A 22,850-nucleotide genomic window follows, 5' to 3' on the forward strand; every position below is an offset into this window, starting at 1 on the left:
GGTACCGTCGGGCCATGACCTTCACGACCCTCATCACCGGTGCCAGCTCCGGCCTCGGCGCCGAGATGGCCCGCCAGTTTGCCGCGCTCGGCCACGACCTCGCCCTGACCGCGCGCCGCACCGACCGGCTCGACGAGCTCAAGGCGCAGATCCTCGCCGACCACCCCGGCCGCCGGGTGGAGACCTATGCCCTCGACGTCACCGACGACGACGCCGTCACCGCCGTCTTCGACCAGGCGAAGGGGGACTTCGGTCGCCTCGACCGGGTGATCGTCAACGCCGGCCTCGGCAAGGGTGCGCCCTATGGCAAGGGCAGCCACTACGCCAACCGGCAGACCATCGAGACCAATGTGCTCGGCGCCGCGATCCAGACCGAGGCCGCGATGGCGATCTTCCGCGAGCAAAAGGCAGGGCACCTCGTGCTCATCGCCTCGGTCACCGCGCTGCGCGGCATGCCGAAGTCGATGACGACCTATGGCGCCTCCAAGGCCTTCCTCGCCTCCCTCGGCGAGGGCATCCGCAGCGAGCTCATGGGCAAGCCCGAGCTCGACATCGACGTGACCGTCCTCTACCCGGGCTACATCCGCTCGGAGATGAACGAGAAGGTCGAGCAGAAGACGAAGTTCATGGTCGACACCGAGACCGGCGTGCGCGCGATGGTCGTCGCCATCGAGGGCCGCAAGCCCAAGGCGCTCGTCCCGCCGAAGCCCTGGGTCGTCGTCGGCTCCGCGATGAAGGTGCTGCCGCTCTCCGTCGTTCGCAAGATGCTCTGAGCCCCGCTGGTCGAGGTGCGACGAAGGAGCCTCGAGACCCCGGCTCCTCCTCCGGCTCCGGACGAAGGGGGACGCCGGCGCCCGCCGAAGTCCTTCGATTCGCTGACATGTTGCGGTTGTCGATTCTGACTTCGGCTTGATGTGCGCCGCCATCCCTCTTCGCCCCGCGCCTCGCCTCGGCGCCCGGCCGACCTGAATCTGCAGTGCCCTACGGCAATGCGGTCTGGCGGGTGGCGGCGAGGCGGGTGGTGAACTCGTCGATGACGCTCGCCAGCTCGGGCGGGTCGAGGACGGTCAAGGTGGCGCCGAGGTCGAAGGCGGCGAGGGTCAGGTGGCGGGCGAGGCTCGCGAGGTCGTCGGCGCTCGACTCGAGGTCGGTGACGCCGGGCTCCACCTGCGTCGCGACCCCGTAGGCGGCGGGCACCCGGCGGCGCACCGCGTCGGCGTCGGCGGTCAGGCGGACCCGCACCCGGTGGGCATAGCCGGCACGGGTGACCGCCCGCCGCACGTGCTCGACGGCGTCGGGCGCCGGCCGCGGACGGAAGCGGAAGGTCGACGCCCGCACCCCCGCCATCCGGTCGAGGCGGAAGGTGCGCCAGTCCTCCCTTCGCCCGTCCCACGCGAGCAGGTACCAGCGGCGACCCGTCGCGACGAGGCGATAGGGCTCGACGTCACGGTCGGTCATCTCCCCGCCGCGCCCGGTGTAGCCGAAGCGCACCCGCACGTGTTCGCGCACCGCGTGGGCGAGGACCACGAGCACGCCGGTGTCGACGTCGTCGGTCGCGCCGGGCAGCAGGGCGGTGGCGTCGGCGAGCGCCGCCACCTCGCCGCGCAGCCGCGGCGGCATGACCTGGTCGAGCTTCGTCAGGGCCCGCACGGCGGGCTCACCGATCGCCGAGATCCCTTGTGCCCCCACGCGAAGCGCCACCGTCACGGCCACGACCTCGTCCTCCTCGAGGAGCAGCGGCGGCATCCGCCCACCGCTGCCGAGCCGGTAACCACCACCCACCCCGGGCGTCGCCTCGACGGGATACCCCAGCTCGCGCAGCCGCTCGACGTCCCGCCGCAGGGTCCGGGTGGTCACTCCGAGCAGCTCGACGAGCTCGGGCCCGGTCCACACCGACCGGGTCTCGAAGAGCCCCAGCAGTCGCAGCGCACGTTCGGTCGTCTCGGCCATGTCCACCATCATCCTCGGATCGGTGACAGGACCTGTCCGCAATGCCGTGGACTGTGGGTTCCAGGCGAAGGGAGGTCGCTCCCTTCGCGGCACGAGCACGAGACCACGACCGCAAGGAGCACGCCATGTACCACCCGGCCGTCCACGACGAGGCCACCGGCCTCGCGGAGTACGTCGACACCCAGCTCGAGGCGTTGCGCGCCAGCGCCCACGGCCTCACCGAGGAGCAGGCGCGCCTCACCCCAACCCGGTCGGCCCTGTCCGTCGGCGGGATCATCAAGCACATCAACTTCGTCATCCGCCCACCCGAGGCGCCCACCGACATCACCGTCGGAGAGGAGGGCGAGATCGCGCAGGACGCGACCGCCGCCTTCATGGACACCTTCGCGCTGCGTGACGACGAGACCCTCGCCGGCACTCTCGCCACCTTCGACGAGCGCCGCCCGCAGGTCGTCGCCTGGATCCGCGGCAGCGACGAGGACGAGGAGATCCCCGTCGGCCCGGCCCCGTGGTACGGCCGCATGGACACGCGGCAGGCCCGCCTGCGCTACGCCCACGTGCACTTCGTCGAGGAGCTCGCCCGGCACGCCGGGCACGCCGACATCATCCGCGAGCAGATCGACGGTGCGACGTCGCTCGAGCTGATCCTCGCCGACACGGGCCGGCCGGCGACTCCCTTCGCCGAACCGTGGAGCGCCCCGGGGCCGACCACGTCATGATGGCGGGGTGAGGATCACCGGCCTGACCATCACCAGCCCCGACGTCGCCGCCACGCAGGATGCCTGGCGGCGACTCGGCACGCTCGACCGCGAGATCGAGGTCCAGTCCGGGGACGGCGGCCTGACCGCTGTCACCCTCGGCGTCGACGACGTCGCGGCGACCGAGCGGCTGCTCCAGCGGCGCGGTCTCGTCGGTGACGCCAGCGGCTTCGACCTCGGCGGGCTGATCTGGCGACTCGCTCCCTTCGTCGAGGGCGAAGGGGGCGATGGCGACGCGTCGGACACAGGCACCGACCTCGTCCTCGACCACGTCGTCGTGCGCACCGGCGACGCCGAGCGGGCCGCCGCCGACCTCGGCGCACGCGTCGGTCTCGACCTCCGGCTGGACCGGCGCCTGACCGAGCACGGCTTCCGCGGGCTCTTCTTCCGGTGCGGCGACGCGGTCGTCGAGGTGGCGGCACCGATCGAGCCGACGGGCGAACCCGACTCCTTCGGCGGCCTGGCCTGGCGGTCCGCCGACATCGAGGCCACCCGCGAGCGCCTCGTCGCCGGCGGCGTCGAGGTCTCCGAGGTGCGCACCGGCCGCAAGCCCGGCACCCGCGTGGCGACCGTCCGCCAGCGGGCCCTCGGCACTCCGACCCTGCTCATCGAGCAGAGCTGAGCTTCCATCCCCTGTCGAGCCGATCGCAGACCGGCTTCCTCAGGAGCCGTGCACGACCCGATTTGGATGCTTGCGGCACGCAGGTATATAGTTGATGTATGCACGCAACCAACCCCACCGTCGCAGTTCACCTGCAGGAGACGCTGGGTCAGGTCTTCGGGCTCTTCTCGAAGATGATCGCCCGCCGCCAGGCGCTCGACCCCCAGGCCATGAGCCGCACCGACTACGCCCTCCTCGGCACGCTGGCGCACTGCCCCACCGAGGCCGGGATCCGCATCTCCAAGCTCGCCGAGTCCCTCGGCCACGACCTGTCGACGATCAGCCGACGGGTGAGCCACCTCGAGACGCACGGGCTCCTCGAGCGCCTGCCCGACCCCAGTGACGGGCGCGCCTCCACGGTGCGCCTGAGCGGGGACGGCCTCCAGACGCTCCTCGACGAGCGCAGCGCCCGCACCGGCCTCCTCGGCCGGGTGCTCGCCGACTGGCCGGAGGAGGACCTCGTCGACCTCGACCGTCTCCTCACCCGGCTCGCCGCAGATCTTGCCGCCGACGCGCAGTCGGCGACGCATCCCCCTTCGCACCTCCAGACCTCCGGAAGGACCGCCTCGTGAGCTCCACCACGGCATCCGCCCCCTACACGATGAGCGCGGAGCACAAGCGTGTCTTCGCCGGCCTCATGCTCGGCATGCTCGTCGCCTCCGTCAGCCAGACCATCGTCGGCCCCGCCCTGCCCCGGATCGTCTCCGAGCTCGGCGGCATGGACCACTACAGCTGGGTCGCCACCGCGGCCATGCTCGTCTCCGCCGTCACCGTGCCGGTCGTCGGCAAGTTCTCCGACCTCTACGGCCGCCGCGCCTTCTACCTCGGCGGCATCGTCGTCTTCATGATCGGCTCGATCATCGCCGGCTTCTCGCAGAGCTTCTGGATGCTCGTCGCCGGCCGCGCCGTGCAGGGCCTCGGCATGGGCACGCTCATGCCGCTGTCGCAGACGATCATCGGCGACATCATCCCGCCGCGACAGCGCGGCAAGTACCAGGGCCTCATGGGCGCGGTCTTCGGCGTCACCTCGGTCGCCGGCCCGCTCCTCGGCGGCGTCATCACCGACCACCTCGGCTGGCGCTGGCTCTTCTTCGTGTCGCTGCCCATCGGTCTGATCGCGCTCTTCTTCATCGCGCGCTTCCTCCACGTGCCGCACACCCCGCGCAAGGCCCCCATCGACTACCTCGGCATCACGACCCTCTCGACCGGTCTCGTCGCCCTGCTGCTCGCCGTCTCCTTCGGCGGCTCCAGCTGGGCCTGGGGGTCCGGTGAGTCCATCGGCCTCTTCGCCCTGAGCGTCGTCGCCCTCACCGCCTTCGTCGTCATCGAGCGCAAGGCTGTCGAGCCGGTACTGCCGCTGCGCCTCTTCGCCAACCGCACGATCAGCCTGAGCCTGGTGTCCGCCTTCGGCGTCGCGATCGTCATGTTCGGCGCGATCATCTACATCCCGGTCTTCGCCCAGGGCGTCATCGGGGTCAACGCGACGAACTCCGGCCTGATCCTCATGCCGCTCATGCTCGGCTTCATCATCTGCGGCATCCTCACCGGGATGCTCATCACCCGCACGGGCAGGTACCTGCCCTTCATGCTCGCGGGCATCGCGATCATGGCGGTCGGCGTCTTCCTGCTCACCCGCCTCGACCACACCGCCACGAGCCTGCAGCTCACCGAGGCGATGGTCGTCCTCGGCGTCGGCCTCGGCATGGCGATGCAGCAGTACACCCTCGTCGTGCAAAACGTGGTCTCCCGCGCCGACATGGGCGTCGCCACCGCGTCGACCCAGTTCTTCCGCAACGTCGGCTCGACCGTCGGCATCGCGATCTTCGGTGCGGTCATGTCCAGCGGGCTGCAGGAAAAGATCGCCTCGCACCTGCCCGGCGGCATGCCCGCGCAGGCCGGCGGTCACATGGACGCCGGGGCGGTGCTCGACCCGAGCGCCCTGGCCAAGCTGCCCCCGGCCGTCGCCGACGCCGTCCGCTGGGGCCTGGCCGACAAGCTGACCGACGCCTTCGCGCTCGGCCTGCCGATCCTCGCCGTCGTCTTCGTCGCGACGCTCTTCATCCCCAACACCCCGCTGCGCGAGTCCAACGACGACCACCCGGTCGAGGACGCCGGCCAGCAGGTGCTCGACGCCTACGCGTCGGAGTCCGGTGAGGGCGACCACCGCACCCCGGGCGAAGGGAGCGGCTCCGTCAGCGGGTCGGCCGCATCGGACCTGACCGGAGCGCGCCGGGGCTGATACCCCCTGCGACCGACAGCGGCCCCACCTCGTGACCCGCGGGGTGGGGCCCGCTGCTACGTGATCGGGAGGCTCCGCCCGCTGACGAAGCGCCGCTCGCGCCCGTCGACCGGGTCGACGATCTCGAGGGTGCTCGCGAGCAGCTGCAGCGGCGTCGAGAAGTCGTCGACCGAGACGTCGAGCTCCTCGGGGTAGAGCGGGTCGCCGACGATCGGGATGCCGAGGCCGTGCAGGTGCAGCCGCAGCTGGTGGGTCCGCCCGGTGTGCGGCGTCAGCCGGTAGACGGCGAGGTTGCCGAGCCGCGCCTCGACCTCGATGTCGGTCACCGCGTTGACCGGGGCGTCGGGGACGACCTGCGCCTGCCACACCCCGCGCGTCTTGGCGATGTGGTTGCGCACCGTGCACGGGAAGGCCAGCTGCTCACGCCGGGGCGCGAGCGCGAGGTAGGTCTTGCGCACCTGCCGCTGCTCGAAGAGCGACTGGTACGGCCCGCGCCACCGCCGCTCGGTGGCGAGCAGGAGCACGCCGGAGGTCACCCGGTCGAGGCGGTGCAGCGGCGAGAGCTCGGGCAGGCCCAGCTCGTCACGCAGTCGCACGGTGACGCTCTGCTGCACGTGCCGACCGCGGGGGATCGTCGAGAGGAAGGGCGGCTTGTCGACGACGACGAGCCGCTCGTCACGGTGGAGGACCGCGATCTCGCCGGGCACCTCGGGCTCCTCGCGCAGGTCACGGTGGAACCACACGAAGGTGTGCGGCCGGTAGGCGTCGTCGGCCAGCAGCACCGAACCGTCGCCGTAGACGAAGCGCTCGTCGGCGAGCATCCCGTCGACGTCGACCCCCTCCGGCGAGGTGTCGCGCAGCCAGTGGCCCATCGTCGACCACGGGCGCGGCCGGCCGTGGTCGTGGTCGGGGGTACGCACCCAGGCCGCGCCGAGACCGTGGCGCGGCGGCAGGGGCGAGCGAGGGGGCACGAGCCCGAGACTAGGCGACCTCCCGGAATGTTTGATTTTCAACTACTGTTGTCACAGACGACCACCAACCGAAGGAACACCCGATGCCCGCTGTGACCGTCGACAACATCCTCACCCTCCCCCGCGTCACCCAGCCGACCCCCGACGCGGTCTCCCGCCCGGTGCTGTCGGTGAGCACGGCGCCCAAGAGCTTCGAGGGCGAGGGCTTCCCCGTCCGCCGCGCCTTCGCCGGTGTCGACATGGCGCGCCTGGACCCCTTCATCCACATGGACCAGATGGGTGAGGTCGAGTACGCCCCCGGTGAGGCGCGCGGCACCAGCTGGCACCCGCACCGCGGATTCGAGACGGTCACCTACATCATCGACGGCACCTTCGCCCACGAGGACACCCATGGTGGCGGCGGCCTGATCACCGACGGCGACACCCAGTGGATGACCGCTGGCTCCGGCCTGCTGCACATCGAGGCCCCGCCTGAGGAGCTCGTCGTGAGCGGCGGTGTCTTCCACGGCCTCCAGCTGTGGGTCAACCTCCCGAGCCACCAGAAGATGTCCGACCCGCGCTACCAGGACATCCGCTCCGGCCAGGTCGGCCTGCTCTCCAGCCACGACGGCGGCGCACTCCTGCGCGTCATCGCCGGAGAGCTCGACGGCCACGAGGGCCCGGGCATCACGACGACACCGATCTCGATGATCCACACGACGATCGCCCCGGGTGCCCGGCTGCACGTCCCGTGGCGCGAGGACTTCAACGGCCTGGCCTACGTGCTCTCCGGCCGCGGCACCGTCGGCCCCGACCGGCGCCCGATCCGCGAGGGCCAGCTCGCCGTCTTCGGCTCCGGCGGCGCCCTCGAGATCACCGCGGACGACACCCAGGACGCCCGCAGCGCCTCGCTCGAGGTCGTCCTGCTCGGCGGCCGCCCGATCCGCGAGCCCGTCGCCGCCTACGGCCCCTTCGTCATGAACACCCGCGAGGAGCTCGTCACCGCCTTCGAGGACTTCCAGGCCGGCCGCCTCGGCGTCATCCCCAAGACGCCCAAGGTGCGCCCCGCCCTCGAGGTCGCCGAGGAGCTGGCCCGGGGCAACCACCCCGGCCACGACGTCCTCTGAGGGGAGTCCTCCCCCTTCGCCCCCCGTGGGGGACCTTCGCCTTCTGGGTGCTCGTGCTCCCACCGACGCTGCTGGCCGTGGCCATCGTCTGGGGTTGCGTGCGTCTGATCCGCGGGTCGCGTCACTCCTGACCTAAGGCGAAGGGGTCCTGCCCCCGCTTGATCGCCGCCTGAGCCCGGCCGGCCCGGCCCGTCGCCGCCCACCGCTTGCGCGCGGCCGCGCGGGCGGCGGGGTCGGTGCGCCGGGCGATCCACTCGGCCTCGCGCTGGAGCTTGCCCCAGTTGTGCCAGCGCCGCTCGTCGAGCTCACCCGAGGCGAGCGCGGCCTGCACGGCGCACCCGGGCTCGGTGCCGTGGCCGCAGTCGGCGAACCGGCAGGACGCGACGAGCTGCTCGACGTCGGGGAAGGTGAGGGCCACCCCTTCGCCGTCGTCGTGCAGCCCGATCGAGCGCAGACCGGGGGTGTCGACGAGCACCCCGCCACCGCCGAGCGGGACGAGCTCGCGGGCGGTCGTCGTGTGCCGGCCCTTGCCGTCCTGCCGGGTGTCGGAGACGGCCTGGAGCTCTTGCCCCGCAAGGGCGTTGACGAGCGTCGACTTGCCGGCGCCGGACTGCCCGACGAGCGCGGTCGTCCCACCGGAGAGCACCGCGGCGAGGACGTCGATGCCCTCGCCGGTCTCTGCGGAGACGACGTGGACGTCGACCCCGGGGGCGGCCGCCTCGACCTCGGCGCGGGTGGCATCGGGGTCGAAGGCGAGGTCGGACTTCGTCAGCACGACGAGCGGCTGCGCCCCGGACTCCCAGGCGACGACGAGGTAGCGCTCGATCGTCGACAGGTTGACCCGCGTCTCGAAGGGGACCGCGACAAGCACGTGGTCGAGGTTGGCCGCCATGACCTGGGCGTCGGACCGCTCACCGGCGGCCGTGCGGACGATCGCGGTGCGCCGCGGCAGGACCACTCGGACGACGTCACCATCGGGGCGACGCTCCAGCCCGACCCAGTCGCCGGTCGTCGGCTGGTCCTCGAGATCGCTGCCCGCAGGCAGCCGGACGAGCGCCGGCACTGCCCCGTGCGCGGTGTGGACGGTGACCCGGCCGCGGTCGACCCGGCCGACGCGACCCGCCTCCAGGGCGAAGGGAGCCGACCGCGCCACGTCGTCGAAGGCCGCGGCGCTCGCCTCGTCCCAGCCGAGGGCGGTGAGGGTGGTGGTATCCGTCATCCGGACCACGGTGGCAGCGCACCACCGTGGTCCGCCAACGAATTCCGGGTCAGGCGCGCTTGCGGCGGGTCAGCCAGAGGACGAGACCGATGCCCATGAGGACGACGGCGAGGCAGCCGAGCCCGGCGCCGACGCCCATGCCGATGAAGCCGCCCGTCGAGAGGCTGTCGCCGACACGGAAGGGGCTCGCGCAGTTGATCGTGTAGTCGCCCGCCTGGTCCGCCTCGATGGCGAAGACCCGGTGGTACTGCTCCTCGCCCCAGCTGGTGGTCTGCGTGCTGCCGCTCGCATCGCTCACCGAGCCGGACGGGCCTGTGACGGAGCAGCTCGCGGACTCGTCGCTCGACCACACGGCCCGCGCGTCGCCCTCCTGGAGGGTGACGGTGTGGCTGCCGGTGTACTCGGGGCTGTCGGCGAGGTCCTGCCCCGACCCGACGGTCATGAACCCGCCGACGCAGCACAGCGCGACCGCGATGATCGCGAGGACCGCCCCGACGATGAGGAGCCAGGGCTTGCCGCCCTTCGCCGGCGGGGTGGACGGGTATTGCGGCGCGACGTACGACATGCCGCAAACCCTACGGCAGCGGGCCCTTTGACAATTCAACTTCGTGCGGCCATCCTTCTCCCAGGACCGGGGGGAAGCCGGTCCTGGGTTCGGGCCGGGCCCTGTTGCGCCTTCCCACCCCCATCCCTTCGCCCTGACCGGAGCCTGCCGTGATCCGCCGCCTCGCCACACTGGCTGCTGCTGCCCTCGTCGTCGCAGCCCCTGCTGCCGCTGCCCCCGCGGCCGTCGCCGCCCCTGCTGCCGCGACCGTCGCCACCGCCACCACCGCCAAGCCGCCGAAGGGGGCCAGCTCGGTGCGGGTCCTCAAGGTCACCGACGGCGACACCATCCGGATCAGCTACAAGGGCAAGTCCACGCCCGTGCGGCTCATCGGTCTCAACGCGCCGGAGATGAGCCCCCGCCAGTGCTACGCGACCCAGGCCACGGCCCGGATGAAGCAGCTGACGGCCTCGGGCAGGGTCTACATCAAGGTCGACTCGACCCAGGGCAACACCGACCGCTACGGCCGCCTGCTGCGCCACGTCTACACCCCGGGCGGCCAGTCGGTCGCGCTCAAGCTCATCGACGGCGGCTACGCCAAGGAGTACACGTACAACCGCCCCTACGCCGGTCGCACCTCCCACCTGCGGGCCCAGTCGAAGGCCAAGTCCGCCAAGCGTGGCCTGTGGCGCTCCTGCACCGTCGCCCCGAAGCCCAAGCCCGTCGTGACCAAGCCCAAGCCGGTCACCTCCGGCTGCAAGATCAAGGGCAACATCAGCAGCAGCGGCGAGAAGATCTACCACGTGCCCGGCGGCCGCTCCTACAACGCGACCGTCATCACGACGAGCAAGGGCGAGCGCTGGTTCTGCTCCGAGAGCGACGCCCGGCGCGCCGGCTGGCGCAAGGCGCGCGCCTGACCGATCGCCTCGGCTGAACCGTCGCGGGTCTCAGCCGACGCGGCGGCGCGAGGGGCCGCCGAGAGCGGCCCACACGGTCGTCTGCTTCTCGTCACGCTGCACGCCCCACTCGTGGGCGATGCTGCGCACGATGCGCAGACCGCGACCGGAGGTCGCCCACACCTGACGCGGCGCCGGGGCCGGCTCGGTCTCGGCGCCGCCGTCGCTCACCTCGATCTCGACGGCGTCACCGCGCGCCTTCCAGTGGATCCGGACGGTGCGGTCGGCCAGCGGCGAGGCGTGGCGCAGCGAGTTGGTGACGAGCTCGGTGACGACGAGCTCGGCCTCGCTGGTGATCTCGTCGGAGACCCCCCGAGCGACGAGGTCGAGCGCGACCGCCTCGCGCACCCGGGTGACCGACTGCAGCTCCCACCGGGCGCGGATCGTGCGGGCCTGGCCCTTGCCGATCTCGCCCCCGAAGGAGTCGACGGTCGGTGCGGCGTCGGTGCCGTCGTGTGCCTGGCCCATGGGTGAGGCGGTCCCTTCATCGCGGTCGCTTGCCCGCACATTGTCCCTGTCGCGGCGGTGCGACCCAAGCCCCGGCCTCCGAGGGCCTACGCTGACCGCCATGGGCAAGGCTTCACGACGCAAGAAGGACGCACAGGGCAAGACCAAGGTCGCCCCGGTGCCGTACGTCGCACGTCCCTTCGAGGGGCTGCCGGGCGAGGCGGACTGGGTGGCGGCCTACGAGATCCTCCCCGCCGCCACGGCGACGCTGACGCTGCGCGCCGACGCCGTACCCGACGGGTCTCCGGAGACGGTCACCCTGGCGAGCGTGCTGCCGATGGCCTGGCCGGCGCTGCGCCGCCAGGACGGCACCGTGCTCATCGCCAGCCAGTCCGGCTCGAGCAGCGGTGACCCGAGCCGCGACCTCGGTCAGGCGCTGCTCACCGCGCTGTCCGCCGAGCCGGGCGCGCCGATCCCGCAGCTGCCCCGCACGACCGCCGAGACCCCGCGCCTGCAGGACCTCATCGACACCGACGCTCCCTTCGAGATCACCGTCCACGAGGGCTTCGACTTCTGGGTCGAGGGCCAGGAGGTGAGCGGCGAGGCCGCCGCCTCCCTCGAGCGCGCCAACGAGTCGGTCGTCCCGACGGCCCCGATCGCCGGCACCCCGAGCACCTACTGGTGCCGCATCGGCGAGCGCACCTACATCCGCCACATCATCGGTGACGCCGAGGACGTGGCGACGACCGCACTCGCCCGGCTCCACGCGAAGGGCGAGGCCCACCTCGACGACGACCGCCGCCTGCTCGGCATGTTTCGTGCCGGCGGCCTCGTGGTCCCGGTGTGGGAGGTGGCCCCCGACTCCGACCCGTCGGAGCACGAGGCCGCCGTCGCCGACTTCGCCGCGCGCTACGCGACGGCTGCCGCCTCCGACGACGAGCTCACTGCCGAGGAGCGCCGCGCCCGTGCCGGCCTGCTCTCCCGGCAGGTGACGCTGCGCTGACGATGTCCGCCCGGGTGGCCGCGATCGTGCCGGCCAAGGACGAGGGTGATCGGGTCGCCACGACCGTCACCGCGCTGCTCGGGCTCGACGACATCGCGCTCGTCGTCGTCGTCGACGACGGCTCGACGGACCCGACCGCGGCCGTCGCCGCGGACGCCGGCGCGCTCGTCGTGCGCCACCCCGCCAACCGGGGCAAGGCCGCTGCGCTCGAGACGGGCGTGGCCCGCCTGGCCGAGGAGGAGGCCCGCACCGGCGCCGAGCCCTACCTCCTCCTCTTCGCCGACGCCGACCTCGGGGAGTCCGCGGCCAACCTCGCGCCCCTGCTCGAGCCGGTGCTCGCCGGCACGGCCGACCTCGCGGTGGCCAACATCCCGCGCAGCGTTTCCTCGCTCGGCGCCGGCCGCGTCGTGAGGCTGGCGCGCGGCCAGATCGAGGCGATGACCGGTCGCGTCGTCGAGCAACCGCTCAACGGCATGCGGGCGCTCACCCGGGAGACCTTCGCCGACGCGACCCCCCTCGCCTCCGGCTGGGGCGTCGAGGCCGCGATGCTCGTCGACGTGCTGCGCGCCGGCCGTCGGGTCGTCGAGGTCCCCGTCGAGCTGACCCACCGCCGCACGGGCAACGACATCAAGGGACGGGTGCACCGGGCGATGCAGCTGCGCGACGTCTCGGGCGCCCTGCTCGCCCGCCGCTTCCTCTCGTGACGTCGGCTGCCGACCCGGCGGGGCCGTCGGCACGCCCCGGCTCGCACGCCGACCCGCACGCCGACCCGCACCCCCGCGCGCGCCTCGACGTCGGGCTGCTCGTCGCCGGGCTCGGTCTGCTGCTGCTCGTCGGCGCGAGCGGCACGTCGGTCGCCCTGCCGCCCCTCGGGCCGCACGGCTGGGCCCCGCCGAGCCTGCCGTGGCAGCTGACGCCGTGGACGGTCGTCGCGCTCCAGACCCTCGGCTACCTGCTCGGTGCCGCCTCGCTGTGGCGGCACGTGCGCCGGCCCGTCCCCCTTCGCCTGCAGTGGTGGCACGTCGCTGGGCTCGCCGTGCTCGTGCTGCTCACCGCTCCCTTCGGCACGGCGGACCACACGAACTACGCGGCCTACGGGCGCATCCTCGTCGAGGGCGGCGACCCGTGGACGGTCGTGCCCTCTCAGTGGCGCGGCGACGCCGACCCGGTCGTCCGCTGGGTGCAGGACCCGTGGCGCGAGGCGACGAGCGTCTACGGACCCGTCGGCACCTGGCTCATGGGGCTGTCGGCCCAGGTCGGCGGCGAGCTCGCCCGACAGGTCGTCTGGGTCTGGCAGGCCCTCGTCGTCGGGGCCTGGCTCGGGGTGCGCGAGCTGCTCGTGCGCCTGGGCACGGACCGGCCGACCGTCGACCGGTGGTGGACGACCAATGTCCTCGTCGTCGGGGCGGGCGTGCTCGGCGCGCACGTCGACACCCTCGCCGTCTGTGCCATGGCCGCGGCGCTGGGCCTCGGTCTCGCGGGCCGGCCGCTGCTCGCCGGTCTTGCGACCGGCCTGGCCGCGAGCACCAAGCTCACGGCCGGCGTCGTCGGCGTCGCCCTGCTGTGGGGGTGGCTCGGGACGTCGCCCCGGCCCCGCAGGTGGGCCGAGGTGGCGCGGCTCGTCGTCGGGACCCTCATCGTGCTCGTGCCGGCCCACGCCTTCGTCGGGCGAGCGGCCCTGACGCGGATCGGCGAGGCCGGCAGCGGCATCTCCTACGCCATGCCCTGGCGGTCGGTCTACACGCTGCTCGACCTCGGGCTCGACGAGGGCGTCGCCCGGAGCGTGACGACGTGGGTCGCCGCGATCGGGTGCGTGCTGCTCGCGGTCGCGCTGTGGCGGATCACCGACGGCCTGACCGAGGTGGTGGCGGTGCGGGCGCTCTTCGTCCTGACGACGGCCTACTCCCTCGGCGCCGGGTACGTGCTGCCCTGGTACGAGCTGCCGCAGTGGCTCGCCACCGCCGTCCTCGTCGGGCTCGTCGGTCACGAGGGATGGCGGCGGCTGAGGCCCCTCCTGCTGCTCCTCGTGGCGCGCTCGCTCGTACTGGCCCTCGCCTACGTCCCCGGGCGGGTGCACCTGCCCGAGGACGTCGAGACCGTGACGCTCGCGGTCCGCTTCGTCGCGTCACCGCTGGCGACGCTGGCGGTCTGGGTCGCGATCTGGGTGCTGTGCCGGCAAGCCCGTCAGAGTCGCGTCAGGGGATGGTCAGGAAGGGGTCAACGGATCTAGGATCCAGTGATCGCGCGCAACCCGGGGGGACGAGATGGAGTGCACTTCGTGCGGGACGACGAGCACGGGAGCCTTCTGCCCCGGGTGCGGGGCCCGCATGGCGGCCGATGGTGGCACGGACGACGCCGGTCGCTTCTGGCAGGACGACGAGCCAACCCGCGCCCAGGCAGCACTCGACCCCGGCCCGGGCTGGCCGCAGCCGTCGCCCGAGACCTCGTGGGACGACTGGATCGTGCAGCAGCCGACGCCGCCCGCGGGCCCAGGTCCACTCCCGGTCACGCCCACTGCAGGTGCACCGACAGCGGGGGCCTCGATGGCCCCACCCCCCGGTTCGCACGGCGGCCCGCCGTGGACCGCAATCGTCGCTGCCGTCGCTGCCGGTGTCCTGCTGCTCGGTGCGGGTGGTGCAGCGTTGTGGTTCTTCGGCTCCGACGGCGAGCCCGCGGCCGGGCCCCCTTCGACCTCGACGCCGACGACGACCGTCACGGCCACGCCCCCGCCCACGACGACGGTGACGAGCACCGCGACGCCACCGCCGACGACCACGGTGACGACGACCGCGGCACCACCGAGCGCGGCCGAGCAGCTGAGCGACAAGCGCGACGAGTCCCTCGGCCGGCTCGTCACCGATGGCGACTGGGCGGTGAGCCTCTCGGCCAAGCAGGACGGCACCCGTGACGACCGCCAGCTCACGAGCAGCGGGTCCCACGTCTTCCGCCTCCCCGACATCCTCGAGCTGCACGAGGAACTCGAGGCGACCTACGCCTGGACCGACGTCTACCTGCTCAAGGCCGAGGACCTCGGCAGCACCGTGGGCGCCGATGACGACAAGATCTGGATGACCATCGTCGACCCCGGCTGGCTGACGACCCGCGAGGACGCCGAGGCGTGGTGCGAGGTCGAGTTCTCGTGGCTGAGCGGGGACGACCTCGACAACGCCTGCTACCCCCGCCAGCTGCGGGCTCCCTGACGCCTGCAGTGCGCAGTCGGTCAGCCAGTCGCTGACCCCTCCACCCGCTCATCCCGCGCTCGGCCGACTCCGGCCCACAGGACGAGCAGCGCCGGCGCGAGGACGAGCGCCGCGGCGGCCGGGATCGCCGTGCCCGAGTCGTTGAGCAGGAAGCCGACCGTGAGCGCGACGATGAGCCCGATGAGACCGACGCGCAGCCCGGGATAGGCGGACATCAGCGGCTGGACCGGTTGTCCCGCAGCGCTGCCCGGCCGCGCGAGCACCCAGATGACCGCGACGAGGACGACCGGCACGAGCAGCGCCGCGCGCTCCGGTCCGAGCAGCAGGTCGACATTGGTCTCGAGCTTCCGCACGAGGATCCCCCACGCGTCGCCGTCGAGCAGGCTCTGGAAGAAGCGGCCGAGATGGGTCCGCTGCTCCTCGGACCGCAGCCAGTCCGCCCCCGCCATCGCGAGGAAGCCCACGCCGGTGGCCAGACCGATCGCGGCGACCTTGGCCCACGTGAGGCGGACGCCGGCGACGGCGAGCACGAGGTAGCCGACCGACGGGATGAGCGCGAGCGCGCCACCGCCGTCCGCCCCGAGCCAGGCGTCGACGACGAAGGTCACCAGGCCGACCACCCCGACGACGAGCGCGGCGGCCGTGCGGCGACCGCGGGCGACGAAGGGAGCCGCCAGCACGCTCATGAGCAGGAAGGCCGAGGCGGCGAAGATCGCGAAGGGGACGTTGCCGAAGCCGTGGAAGCGGCCCCCGTCGAGGGGCAGCAGGCCGAGGGCGGAGAGCATCGTCATCCGCCCGCGGCCGAGGAGCAGGTCGCCGGCAAGCAGGGCGAAGGTGATCGCGGAGACCGCGCCGACCGCCGTGCGGGCCATCAGCGGACCCTCGTCCCGCGGGTGCGCAGGTGCCAGCCGCACGACGAGCAGCACGAGCGCGAGCACGGCGGCGACGAGCGCCAGGTCGATGACGCCGAGCCGCAGGACGAAGCCACCGAGGACCGACTCCGTGTCGAACCACCGGGTGAGGGTCAGCAGGTAGGTCGAGGCGGGCACGGCCATCGCCGCGAGGGCGACGAGCCCCACGGCCCGGACGATCGTCGGTCGCCAGCGCTCCGGGCCGACGCGGGCGACGAGCCCGGCGAGGGCGAGCAGCCCGACGAGGCCGACGCCGAAGCCCCGGAAGAAGGGCGGGATGACCTCGTCGGCCGCCTGCAGCTGGGCGTCGTCGTCGACGAGGGTCGCGACCCGATCGCGCGCCGGCGCGTCGTCGGCGACGGGCACGAGGGCGCGCCCGGCGATCCCCTCCGGCGGCTCCATCCCGGCGATCGCCAGCACCGAGTGGGTGAGGTCGGCCACCTGGGCCATCTCGTCGCGCGTCGTCGAGTCGGAGTGCAGCCACCCCGCGGGCGTGCCGCCACCGGTCATCGCGAGGAGCCGCAGACCGGGCTTGCCCCCGTCGTCCGAGAGCCCGGCGACGATGACGACGGTGTCGGAGTCGGCGGCGGTCAGCACGTCGTCGACCGCGGCGTCGACCGCGGCGACCTGCCGCTGCCGCGGGTCCCCCTCCTCGGCGATCGTGATCGGCGGCGCTCCCACGAGGGTGACCGGGCAGGGCTCGGCGACCCCCGGCTCCCCCTCGCCGTGGACGATGCCGTCGCGGGAGGTCATCGCGAGCACCGCGCCCGGCCCGCTGCCGGTGATGCAGCCGCCCGCCTCGTGCACCGCCGACCCGAGCGACCCGATCCGGGCCTCGAAGCCTTGCGCGGCAATCCCCTTCGACAGGCCGCTCCAGAAATCGCGGTCCATCTCGACGGAGGTCATCGCCGACGACGACTCGACCTCCGGCAGGGAGTCGCAGTGCGGCAGCGCTCGCGGGTCGGCCCGCAGCTGCCCCCGGGTCACGTCCCGCGGCTGGGCCGCGCGGTTGCCGGCGGACAGCCCGAGCCACCCGTCGACCGGGCACGAGGTGAAGTAGGTGGAGCGCACGTTGAGGTTGCTGATCGCGCCGCCCTGCGACAGCGAGTGCAGCGCCGGCGTCCCCTCGGCGGTGACGTCGCTCCACGACAGGCCGGGAGCACCCACGACGACGACATCGCGCGGCCCGGTCTCGGCGCTGGCCCGACCGCCGCCGACGCCGAGCACCCCGGCGACGAGCACGAGCAGGACCAGCACGACCGGGAGCAGACCCCGGGCGCGCGGAGGGAGTGCGGCGCCGACCATGCCCCAACCGTAGTGACCTGCGCCGCGGGCCAGCCCCCGTCGGCCACAATGGGGCCCATGTCCCGCCTGAGTCGACCCCACGTCCTCCTCGGGGTCGTCCTCTTCGTGCTCGTCGCCGCCTGGCCGATCGCGAAGTTCCTCTTCCTCTTCCCGCAGGACCAGTGGCAGGTCGACGTGCAGGTCTACCGTGAGGGCGGGCTCTCGGTCCTGCAGGGGCGCGACATCTACGCGCAGATGACCCAGCCGCCGCAGCTGCTGCCCTTCACCTACCCGCCGATCGCAGCCTTCCTCTCCGTGCCGCTCGCACTCGTCCCCTTCGAGGTCGCGGCCTGGCTGTGGACCATCGCCCAGCTGCTCGCCAACGTCGCCATCGTCTGGCTCGCGTGGTACCGGGTGCGCGAGCGGGTCGGGGTCTGGGCGCCGGTCCTCGTCGGTGTCGTCGCCGCCGGATTCCTGTGGACCCAGCCGGTCGGCGACGGGATCCGCTTCGCGCAGATCAACGCCTTCCTCGTCCTCATCTGCCTGCTCGACCTGCAGCGGCCACGGCACCGCTGGCTCGCGCGGGTGCCCCCGGGCGTGCTCGTCGGGCTCGCCATGGCGATCAAGCTGACACCCGGCGTCTTCGTCATCCACTACCTGCTGGGCCGCCGCTGGCGCGAGGCCGGCTGGGCGATCGGCACCGCCACCTTCGTCTCGGTCGCCGCCTGGCTCGTGCTGCCGCAGGCCTCCTTCGCCTTCTGGGGCGGGGCGCTGTCCGACCCGACCCGGCTCGGCCCCAACGACGGCTCGGCCAACCAGGCCTTCCGCGCCACCCTGCTCCGCCGCGGACTCGAGGGCACCGAGCTCACCCTCGCGTGGGCCCCGTGGCTGCTCGTCATGGGCGCGGTCGTCTTCTGGATCGCCCAGCGCGCGCACCGCCAGGGCGACTGGGTCGCGGAGGCGGCAGCCGTCGGCCTCGCCGGCTTCCTCCTCTCCCCGGTCTCGTGGGTGCACCACCTGCACTGGATCATCGTCATCGTCCCGGCGATCCTCGGGCCCTACGTCATGCGCTGGCGCCGGCCCGACTGGCCCCGCCTCGGAGCGGCCGCAGTCGTCATCGCGTGGTTCGTCTGCACCATGCCCTTCTGGGGGGTGCTGTGGAAGCGCGAAGGGAGGGACCCCCGCTGGGTCGGCGACCTGCTCGTCGAGGGCAATGTCATCGGCAGCGTCGTCGTCCTCGCCCTGCTCGCCTGGGCGATCCACCGGACCGACCGTGAGATGCCGGCTCGGGTGCCGGAGGACACGCCTAGGGTGAGCGCATGAGCGCCGTCGAGATCGCCCTGCTGTGCGGACTCGCCCTCGCCCTGGTCGCCGTCGTCGCCCTGCTCGCCCGCACCCGCGCCCTCGGCGAGCGGATCGCGACCCTCGAGGCCCGCTCGCCCGTCGGCGAAGGTGACCTCGCCGCCCTTCGTCACGACATCGGCCAGGCCCTGCGGCACGTGGCCGTCGTCCGCTACGACGCCTTCGGCGACATGGGCGGTCGGCTGAGCTTTTCGGCAGCGATCATCGACGACGCCGGTGATGGCCTCGTCGTGAGCAGCATCCACGGCCGGGGCGAGTCGCGCACCTATGCCAAGGGAGTCGTCGGCGGCGACGCCGACTCGACCCTGACCCCCGAGGAGCGGCAGGCTCTCGCGGCCGCTCGCACCGGATCACCGGACGCCTGACCCCCTTCGTCCGTCCCAGGAGGAGAGACATGACCCGCTACGCCTACCTCGGCCCCGAGGGCACCTTCACCCAGCAGGCGCTGCTGTCGTGGGTGGCCGACGCGGAGCACGAGCAGGTTCCCCTCGGGTCGGTCGACGCGGCCCTCGACGCGCTGCGCGCCGGTGACGTCGACGCCGCGGTCGTCCCGATCGAGAACTCCGTCGAAGGGGGTGTCTCGGCCACCCTCGACGCCCTCACCTCGGGCGACCCGCTCGTCGTCGTCGGCGAGGTCCTCGTGCCGATCACCTTCGTCGCCTGCGCGCGGCCGGGCACCGCGCTGGGAGCGGCGCGAGCCATCGGCACCCACAGTCACGCGTGGGCCCAGGTGCGCGGGTGGGCGGGCAAGGCTGCGCCGCAGGCGATCTACGTCCCGACGCTGTCGACGGCGTCGGCGGCCAAGGACCTCGCCGAGCACCCGGGTGAGGTCGGCTACGACGTCGCGGTCTGCGCCCCGATCGCCGCCGAGCACTTCGGGCTCGAGGTGGTCGCCCACGACATCGGTGACATGAGCAATGCGGTGACCCGCTTCGTCGTCGTCTCCCGGCCCGACTGGCTCCCGGCTCCGACCGGGCGTGACAAGACGACGGTCGTGCTCTACCAGCGCAGCGACCGCGCGGGCGGGCTGCTCGAGCTGCTCGAGCAGTTCGCCGTCCGCGGGATCAACATGACCCGGCTGGAGTCCCGGCCGACGAAGGAGTCGATGGGCTCCTACTGCTTCTCGATCGACCTCGAGGGGCACGTGCAGGACGAGCGGGTCGGCGCGGCGCTGATGAGCCTGCACCGCGTGTGTGCCGACGTGCGCTTCCTCGGGTCCTATCCCGCCGCCGCCGGCACCCCGATCTCGGTCGACCCGATCACGAGCGACGCGGCCTTCGTCGCGGCACGGCAGTGGCTGGACCGGCTGCGGCGGCTCGGGGGCTGAGCCCGGCTCGTGCCCGGCGCGTCACACCTGCCCGGCGAGCACCCCGTCGCACCAGTCGAGCAGCCGGGCCATGAGTGCGTCCGACTCCGGCAGCCGGGCGTCGGAGAGGTAGCTGTGCCACATCCCTTCGGCGAGCACGAGGTCGGCCTCCCCACCGGCGGCCCGCCACGCGGTGTGGATGCGCGCGGTGTCGGAGAGGAAGAGGTCGCGCGTGCCCGTCGTGAAGATCGCCGGCGGCAGCGGCTCGCCCGACCAGTCGGCGTGCACGGGTGAGACGAGGGGGTCGCGCAGGTCGGCCCGCCCGGCGTACGCCCGCGCGAAGCGCTCCTGCTGGCCCCGCCAGCGCAGGTAGGCGTCGCGGCCTTCGTTGACGCGGTAGGAGTCGCCCTCGCCCGCCAGGTCGCCGAAGGGGGTCAGCCCCACCAGGCCGACCGGCTGGGGCAGGTCCGACCCGCTCTCCCGCAGGGCCCGGACCCGCTGCAGCACACCCAAGGCCAGGTTGGCTCCGGCCGAGACCCCGCCGAGGAGGACCTGCGGCCCGCGCTCACGGACCCCGGCCTCGTAGGCGGCCAGGCAGTGCTCGATCGCGACCGGGAAGCGCTCCTCCGGAGCGAGCGGGTACTCCACCGACACCACGGGGCGCCCGAGTCCGGCGGCCAGCCGCAGCCCGGTGCCGTCGCGCGCCGACCCCCAGCAAAATCCGCCGCCGTGGACCCACAGCACCCACGCCTCCCCCGCGCGCGCATCCTGCCCGTCCCTGCGCATTTCCCTAGGCAAATGCGCAGGGAGTGGGCGACCAGATGGCCCTTCCGTGCGCATTTCCCCAGGGAAATGCGCACCGGGGAGGGGAGTCGTCATCACGAGGTCGCCGCGGGCATCGTGCGCGACCTCGACCCCCAGTGCCGCGCGGTCGGTCTCGAAGCCGGCGAGGCGGGCGTCGGCCCCCTTCGTCCGCAACCACCGGGTGATCCGGGGCGTGAGCGGCCACCGGTGCACACGGTTGTCCGCCTCCGCAGCCGCCGCGACGGCCACCGTGCTCACCGTCGGCGGGAACCACGGCTTCACCGGTGCTCTCGCCCGCTGATGCGCCTGTCGACCCAGGAGTTGACCTCCGCCCAGCGCGCGTCGAGCCAGGCGGCGACCTCGTCGGGCCGGGTGGGGACGTCTTCGCTGTGGTACGTCCGGCCGCGGATGAGCAACCGGTTGCGGAAGGGCACGGCGCGGACCACGGCGGCCGGCCCGGAGATCATGTCGAGGCCGGTGTGGGCGATGACCATGACGTCCGCATCGGGCGCGTGCTCGCGCATCGCGGCCACGCCGCGGGAGCGGGGCTCGAGCACCCACGGCCGCGAGCGCGCGAGCTCCTGCCGCGCCGTCTCCCCGCGCGACCCGAGGTCCTCGACGAGCACCTCGTGCCGCTCGCGGGTCCAGTTGCGCCCCTCCGGGAAGATGAGCATCGCGTCCTTGGCCGTGAGCGTCGACGCGAGCTCCTCGACCCCCTTGGTCCGGTCGTCGCCCGCGCCGGATCGCGAGGGCACGAAGTAGGAGTCGAGGCGCTGCAGGACCATCGCGATGCCCGGGTCCCAGAGCATCGCGTCGGCGAGGATGATCCGTGGGATCCGCCCGGCGGTCGAGGCGAGCAGCCAGGCGATGGCCAGCGAGTCGGCCGGGCCGGCGTGGCGGGAGATCACGACGAGCGGGTGCCCCGGTCGGCCGACGGTCAGCTGGCCCTCGATCTCGACGTGGAAGCCGACGACCCGCCGCGCGGTGAAGAGCACGTTGTCGAGCGCCCGCTTGATGAGCGCGAGGTGGTCGGCGTCCCAGGTCGGGCTCGTGCCGCGCGGCGAGCGCAGCCGCAGGTACCAGCACTCGACGACGAGACCGATGTCCTCCCACATGATGTAGACGGTGAGGAAGAGGCAGCGCAGGATCGCCAGCCGCCGGTCCCACGGCCACAGCAGCACGAGGAAGGGCACGAGCACGAGGAAGGCGAGCGACATGACGATGCCGAAGAGCGGGTAGAACGCCTGCAGGACCATCCGCAGCCACAGCGGCGGCGCCGGGAGCGAAGGGAGCGCGCTGATCCTCATCGCGTGGTCCCCTCGAGGTAGGCGCTCGTCGCCTCGAAGGCCCGGGCCATCCGCTCGTCGACCTTGGCGACCGTGCCCTGGCCGAGGAGCGAGGCCGTCGGCGTGCGGTCGGTGCCGCTCGGCAGCACGTGCAGCCGCACGGAGTCGGGCACCTCGGCGATCTCCTCGACGAAGCGGTGCCGGCGGGCGATCTCGAAGGCGACGAGCCCGACGTCGAGCGGGTTGGTCGGCGCGGAGAGCGGCTGCTCGACCCGCCCGACCTGGAGCACGTGCACCTCGGTCGCGCCGAGGGCGATGGCCCGCCCGACGGGGATCGAGTGGACGAGGCCACCGTCGTAGTAGTGCGCCCCGTCGATCTCGACGGGGGCGAAGAGCCCGGGCACGGCGCAGCTGGCGGCGACCGCCGGCCCGATGGGCCCGGCCGTGAACCACCGGGACACCGAGCCCTCGATCTCGGCGGCGACGCACTGGAAGGGGACGGGCAGGTCCTCGACGAGGTCGACGCCGAGGTGGCGCGCGACGAGGTCGGGCATGAGCCCGGGGCGCATGACGTGGGTGCCGTGCTTGGCCAGGCGCGCGGCCCGCCGCACCGGGTTTTCACTCATCTCCCCGGAGCGCACGACGTCGCGCCACAGCTCCTCGAGGCGCCCCACCCCTTCGACCGTCGGGTCCGCGGCGACGAAGGCCCCGTTGAGCGAGCCGATGCTCGTGCCGACGACGAGGTCGGGGGTGATGTCCGCGGCGAGCAGCGCCTGCAGCATGCCCACCTGGGTCGCTCCGAGGACGCCACCGCCACCGAGGACGAAGGCGGTCATGGGCATG

The 22,850-nt window shown here is 73.1% G+C and carries 23 protein-coding genes; 14 read left to right on the plus strand and 9 right to left on the minus strand.

Features of this window, described 5'->3' with window-relative positions; translation table 11 throughout:
- The first annotated feature begins 14 nt into the window (after positions 1-14).
- Entirely contained in the window at positions 15-773 is a 759-nt protein-coding gene (locus tag AB4Y78_RS03735; RefSeq protein WP_259910749.1) for an SDR family oxidoreductase, read from the plus strand.
- A gap of 208 nt (positions 774-981) precedes the next feature.
- Here the strand turns inward: AB4Y78_RS03735 and AB4Y78_RS03740 are convergent, their stop codons facing one another.
- Positions 982-1,950, minus strand: coding sequence for a helix-turn-helix transcriptional regulator (locus AB4Y78_RS03740; protein ID WP_259910752.1), 969 nt, complete (start codon positions 1,948-1,950; stop codon positions 982-984).
- 125 nt (positions 1,951-2,075) lie between these two features.
- On the opposite strand from AB4Y78_RS03740, the gene AB4Y78_RS03745 reads away from it, so the two are divergent.
- The 4 genes from AB4Y78_RS03745 (at position 2,076) to AB4Y78_RS03760 (ending at position 5,608) form a co-directional block, all read left to right on the plus strand.
- Positions 2,076-2,669 carry a DinB family protein gene (locus AB4Y78_RS03745; RefSeq protein ID WP_259910756.1) on the plus strand — a complete coding sequence of 198 codons (594 nt, stop codon included), beginning with the start codon at positions 2,076-2,078 and terminating at the stop codon, positions 2,667-2,669.
- A 7-nt stretch (positions 2,670-2,676) separates the two neighbouring features.
- Positions 2,677-3,330, plus strand: coding sequence for a VOC family protein (locus AB4Y78_RS03750; RefSeq protein WP_259910758.1), 654 nt, complete (start codon positions 2,677-2,679; stop codon positions 3,328-3,330).
- Between the two features lie 98 nt (positions 3,331-3,428).
- The gene (locus AB4Y78_RS03755) at positions 3,429-3,941 is read left to right on the plus strand and encodes a MarR family winged helix-turn-helix transcriptional regulator (protein WP_441714107.1); all 513 of its coding nucleotides are present in this window, start codon (positions 3,429-3,431) and stop codon (positions 3,939-3,941) included.
- On the plus strand, positions 3,938-5,608 hold the full coding sequence (locus tag AB4Y78_RS03760; protein WP_441714105.1) for a DHA2 family efflux MFS transporter permease subunit: 1,671 nt from the start codon (positions 3,938-3,940) through the stop codon (positions 5,606-5,608). The genes AB4Y78_RS03755 and AB4Y78_RS03760 overlap by 4 nt, the downstream gene beginning before the upstream one ends.
- Before the next feature lie 56 nt (positions 5,609-5,664).
- Here AB4Y78_RS03760 and AB4Y78_RS03765 read toward each other — a convergent pair whose 3' ends face one another.
- The gene (locus tag AB4Y78_RS03765) at positions 5,665-6,579 is read right to left on the minus strand and encodes a pseudouridine synthase (protein WP_441714102.1); all 915 of its coding nucleotides are present in this window, start codon (positions 6,577-6,579) and stop codon (positions 5,665-5,667) included.
- An 83-nt stretch (positions 6,580-6,662) separates the two neighbouring features.
- Between AB4Y78_RS03765 and AB4Y78_RS03770 the strand changes: the two genes are divergently transcribed.
- The gene (locus AB4Y78_RS03770; RefSeq protein WP_441714100.1) at positions 6,663-7,685 is read left to right on the plus strand and encodes a pirin family protein; all 1,023 of its coding nucleotides are present in this window, start codon (positions 6,663-6,665) and stop codon (positions 7,683-7,685) included.
- Positions 7,686-7,806: 121 nt separating this feature from the next.
- On the opposite strand, the gene rsgA is transcribed toward AB4Y78_RS03770, so the two are convergent.
- Together rsgA and AB4Y78_RS03780 are read right to left on the minus strand one after the other, a co-directional pair.
- Positions 7,807-8,904, minus strand: coding sequence for a ribosome small subunit-dependent GTPase A (rsgA, locus tag AB4Y78_RS03775; RefSeq protein ID WP_441714098.1), 1,098 nt, complete (start codon positions 8,902-8,904; stop codon positions 7,807-7,809).
- 49 nt (positions 8,905-8,953) lie between these two features.
- Positions 8,954-9,469 (minus strand): hypothetical protein, encoded by a 516-nt coding sequence (locus AB4Y78_RS03780; RefSeq protein ID WP_265230398.1) that lies wholly within the window; start codon positions 9,467-9,469, stop codon positions 8,954-8,956.
- 149 nt (positions 9,470-9,618) lie between these two features.
- On the opposite strand from AB4Y78_RS03780, the gene AB4Y78_RS03785 reads away from it, so the two are divergent.
- Positions 9,619-10,365 carry a thermonuclease family protein gene (locus AB4Y78_RS03785; protein ID WP_259910770.1) on the plus strand — a complete coding sequence of 249 codons (747 nt, stop codon included), beginning with the start codon at positions 9,619-9,621 and terminating at the stop codon, positions 10,363-10,365.
- A gap of 30 nt (positions 10,366-10,395) precedes the next feature.
- On the opposite strand, the gene AB4Y78_RS03790 is transcribed toward AB4Y78_RS03785, so the two are convergent.
- Positions 10,396-10,872: an ATP-binding protein gene (locus AB4Y78_RS03790; protein ID WP_007928559.1), complete on the minus strand. Its 477-nt coding sequence runs from the start codon at positions 10,870-10,872 to the stop codon at positions 10,396-10,398.
- 100 nt (positions 10,873-10,972) lie between these two features.
- On the opposite strand from AB4Y78_RS03790, the gene AB4Y78_RS03795 reads away from it, so the two are divergent.
- From AB4Y78_RS03795 to AB4Y78_RS03810, 4 genes are all read left to right on the plus strand, one after another.
- On the plus strand, positions 10,973-11,854 hold the full coding sequence (locus tag AB4Y78_RS03795) for a DUF5926 family protein (protein ID WP_007928558.1): 882 nt from the start codon (positions 10,973-10,975) through the stop codon (positions 11,852-11,854).
- 2 nt (positions 11,855-11,856) lie between these two features.
- Positions 11,857-12,558, plus strand: a complete 702-nt coding sequence (locus AB4Y78_RS03800) for a glycosyltransferase (RefSeq protein ID WP_441736865.1) — start codon at positions 11,857-11,859, stop codon at positions 12,556-12,558.
- A complete protein-coding gene (locus tag AB4Y78_RS03805) occupies positions 12,555-14,084 on the plus strand; it encodes a glycosyltransferase 87 family protein (RefSeq protein ID WP_441714093.1) in 1,530 nt (509 codons plus the stop codon). Before AB4Y78_RS03800 ends, AB4Y78_RS03805 begins: the two co-directional genes overlap by 4 nt.
- Positions 14,085-14,181: 97 nt before the next feature.
- Entirely contained in the window at positions 14,182-15,054 is an 873-nt protein-coding gene (locus tag AB4Y78_RS03810; RefSeq protein WP_441714091.1) for a hypothetical protein, read from the plus strand.
- A gap of 20 nt (positions 15,055-15,074) precedes the next feature.
- Here the strand turns inward: AB4Y78_RS03810 and AB4Y78_RS03815 are convergent, their stop codons facing one another.
- Positions 15,075-17,270, minus strand: coding sequence for a hypothetical protein (locus tag AB4Y78_RS03815; RefSeq protein WP_441714089.1), 2,196 nt, complete (start codon positions 17,268-17,270; stop codon positions 15,075-15,077).
- A 57-nt stretch (positions 17,271-17,327) separates the two neighbouring features.
- On the opposite strand from AB4Y78_RS03815, the gene AB4Y78_RS03820 reads away from it, so the two are divergent.
- Genes AB4Y78_RS03820 through pheA form a run of 3 tightly spaced genes read left to right on the plus strand, consistent with a single transcriptional unit; the run spans position 17,328 to position 19,938 of the window.
- Complete coding sequence (locus AB4Y78_RS03820) at positions 17,328-18,572, plus strand: glycosyltransferase 87 family protein (protein ID WP_259910781.1); 1,245 nt, start codon at positions 17,328-17,330, stop codon at positions 18,570-18,572.
- Positions 18,569-18,976, plus strand: coding sequence for a DUF4446 family protein (locus tag AB4Y78_RS03825; protein WP_007928547.1), 408 nt, complete (start codon positions 18,569-18,571; stop codon positions 18,974-18,976). Before AB4Y78_RS03820 ends, AB4Y78_RS03825 begins: the two co-directional genes overlap by 4 nt.
- 29 nt (positions 18,977-19,005) lie before the next feature.
- Positions 19,006-19,938, plus strand: coding sequence for a prephenate dehydratase (pheA, locus tag AB4Y78_RS03830; RefSeq protein ID WP_306513240.1), 933 nt, complete (start codon positions 19,006-19,008; stop codon positions 19,936-19,938).
- A gap of 21 nt (positions 19,939-19,959) precedes the next feature.
- On the opposite strand, the gene AB4Y78_RS03835 is transcribed toward pheA, so the two are convergent.
- Genes AB4Y78_RS03835 through AB4Y78_RS03845 form a run of 3 tightly spaced genes read right to left on the minus strand, consistent with a single transcriptional unit; the run spans position 19,960 to position 22,849 of the window.
- Entirely contained in the window at positions 19,960-21,003 is a 1,044-nt protein-coding gene (locus tag AB4Y78_RS03835) for an alpha/beta hydrolase (RefSeq protein WP_441736867.1), read from the minus strand.
- The gene (locus AB4Y78_RS03840; RefSeq protein WP_441714086.1) at positions 21,000-22,028 is read right to left on the minus strand and encodes a 1-acyl-sn-glycerol-3-phosphate acyltransferase; all 1,029 of its coding nucleotides are present in this window, start codon (positions 22,026-22,028) and stop codon (positions 21,000-21,002) included. The genes AB4Y78_RS03835 and AB4Y78_RS03840 overlap by 4 nt, the downstream gene beginning before the upstream one ends.
- Positions 22,025-22,849 carry a patatin-like phospholipase family protein gene (locus tag AB4Y78_RS03845; protein WP_441714084.1) on the minus strand — a complete coding sequence of 275 codons (825 nt, stop codon included), beginning with the start codon at positions 22,847-22,849 and terminating at the stop codon, positions 22,025-22,027. Before AB4Y78_RS03845 ends, AB4Y78_RS03840 begins: the two co-directional genes overlap by 4 nt.
- Between the last annotated feature and the right edge of the window lies 1 nt (position 22,850).

It is taken from the genome of Janibacter sp. RAF52 (assembly GCF_052114035.1).
Taxonomy (GTDB): domain Bacteria; phylum Actinomycetota; class Actinomycetes; order Actinomycetales; family Dermatophilaceae; genus Janibacter; species Janibacter hoylei.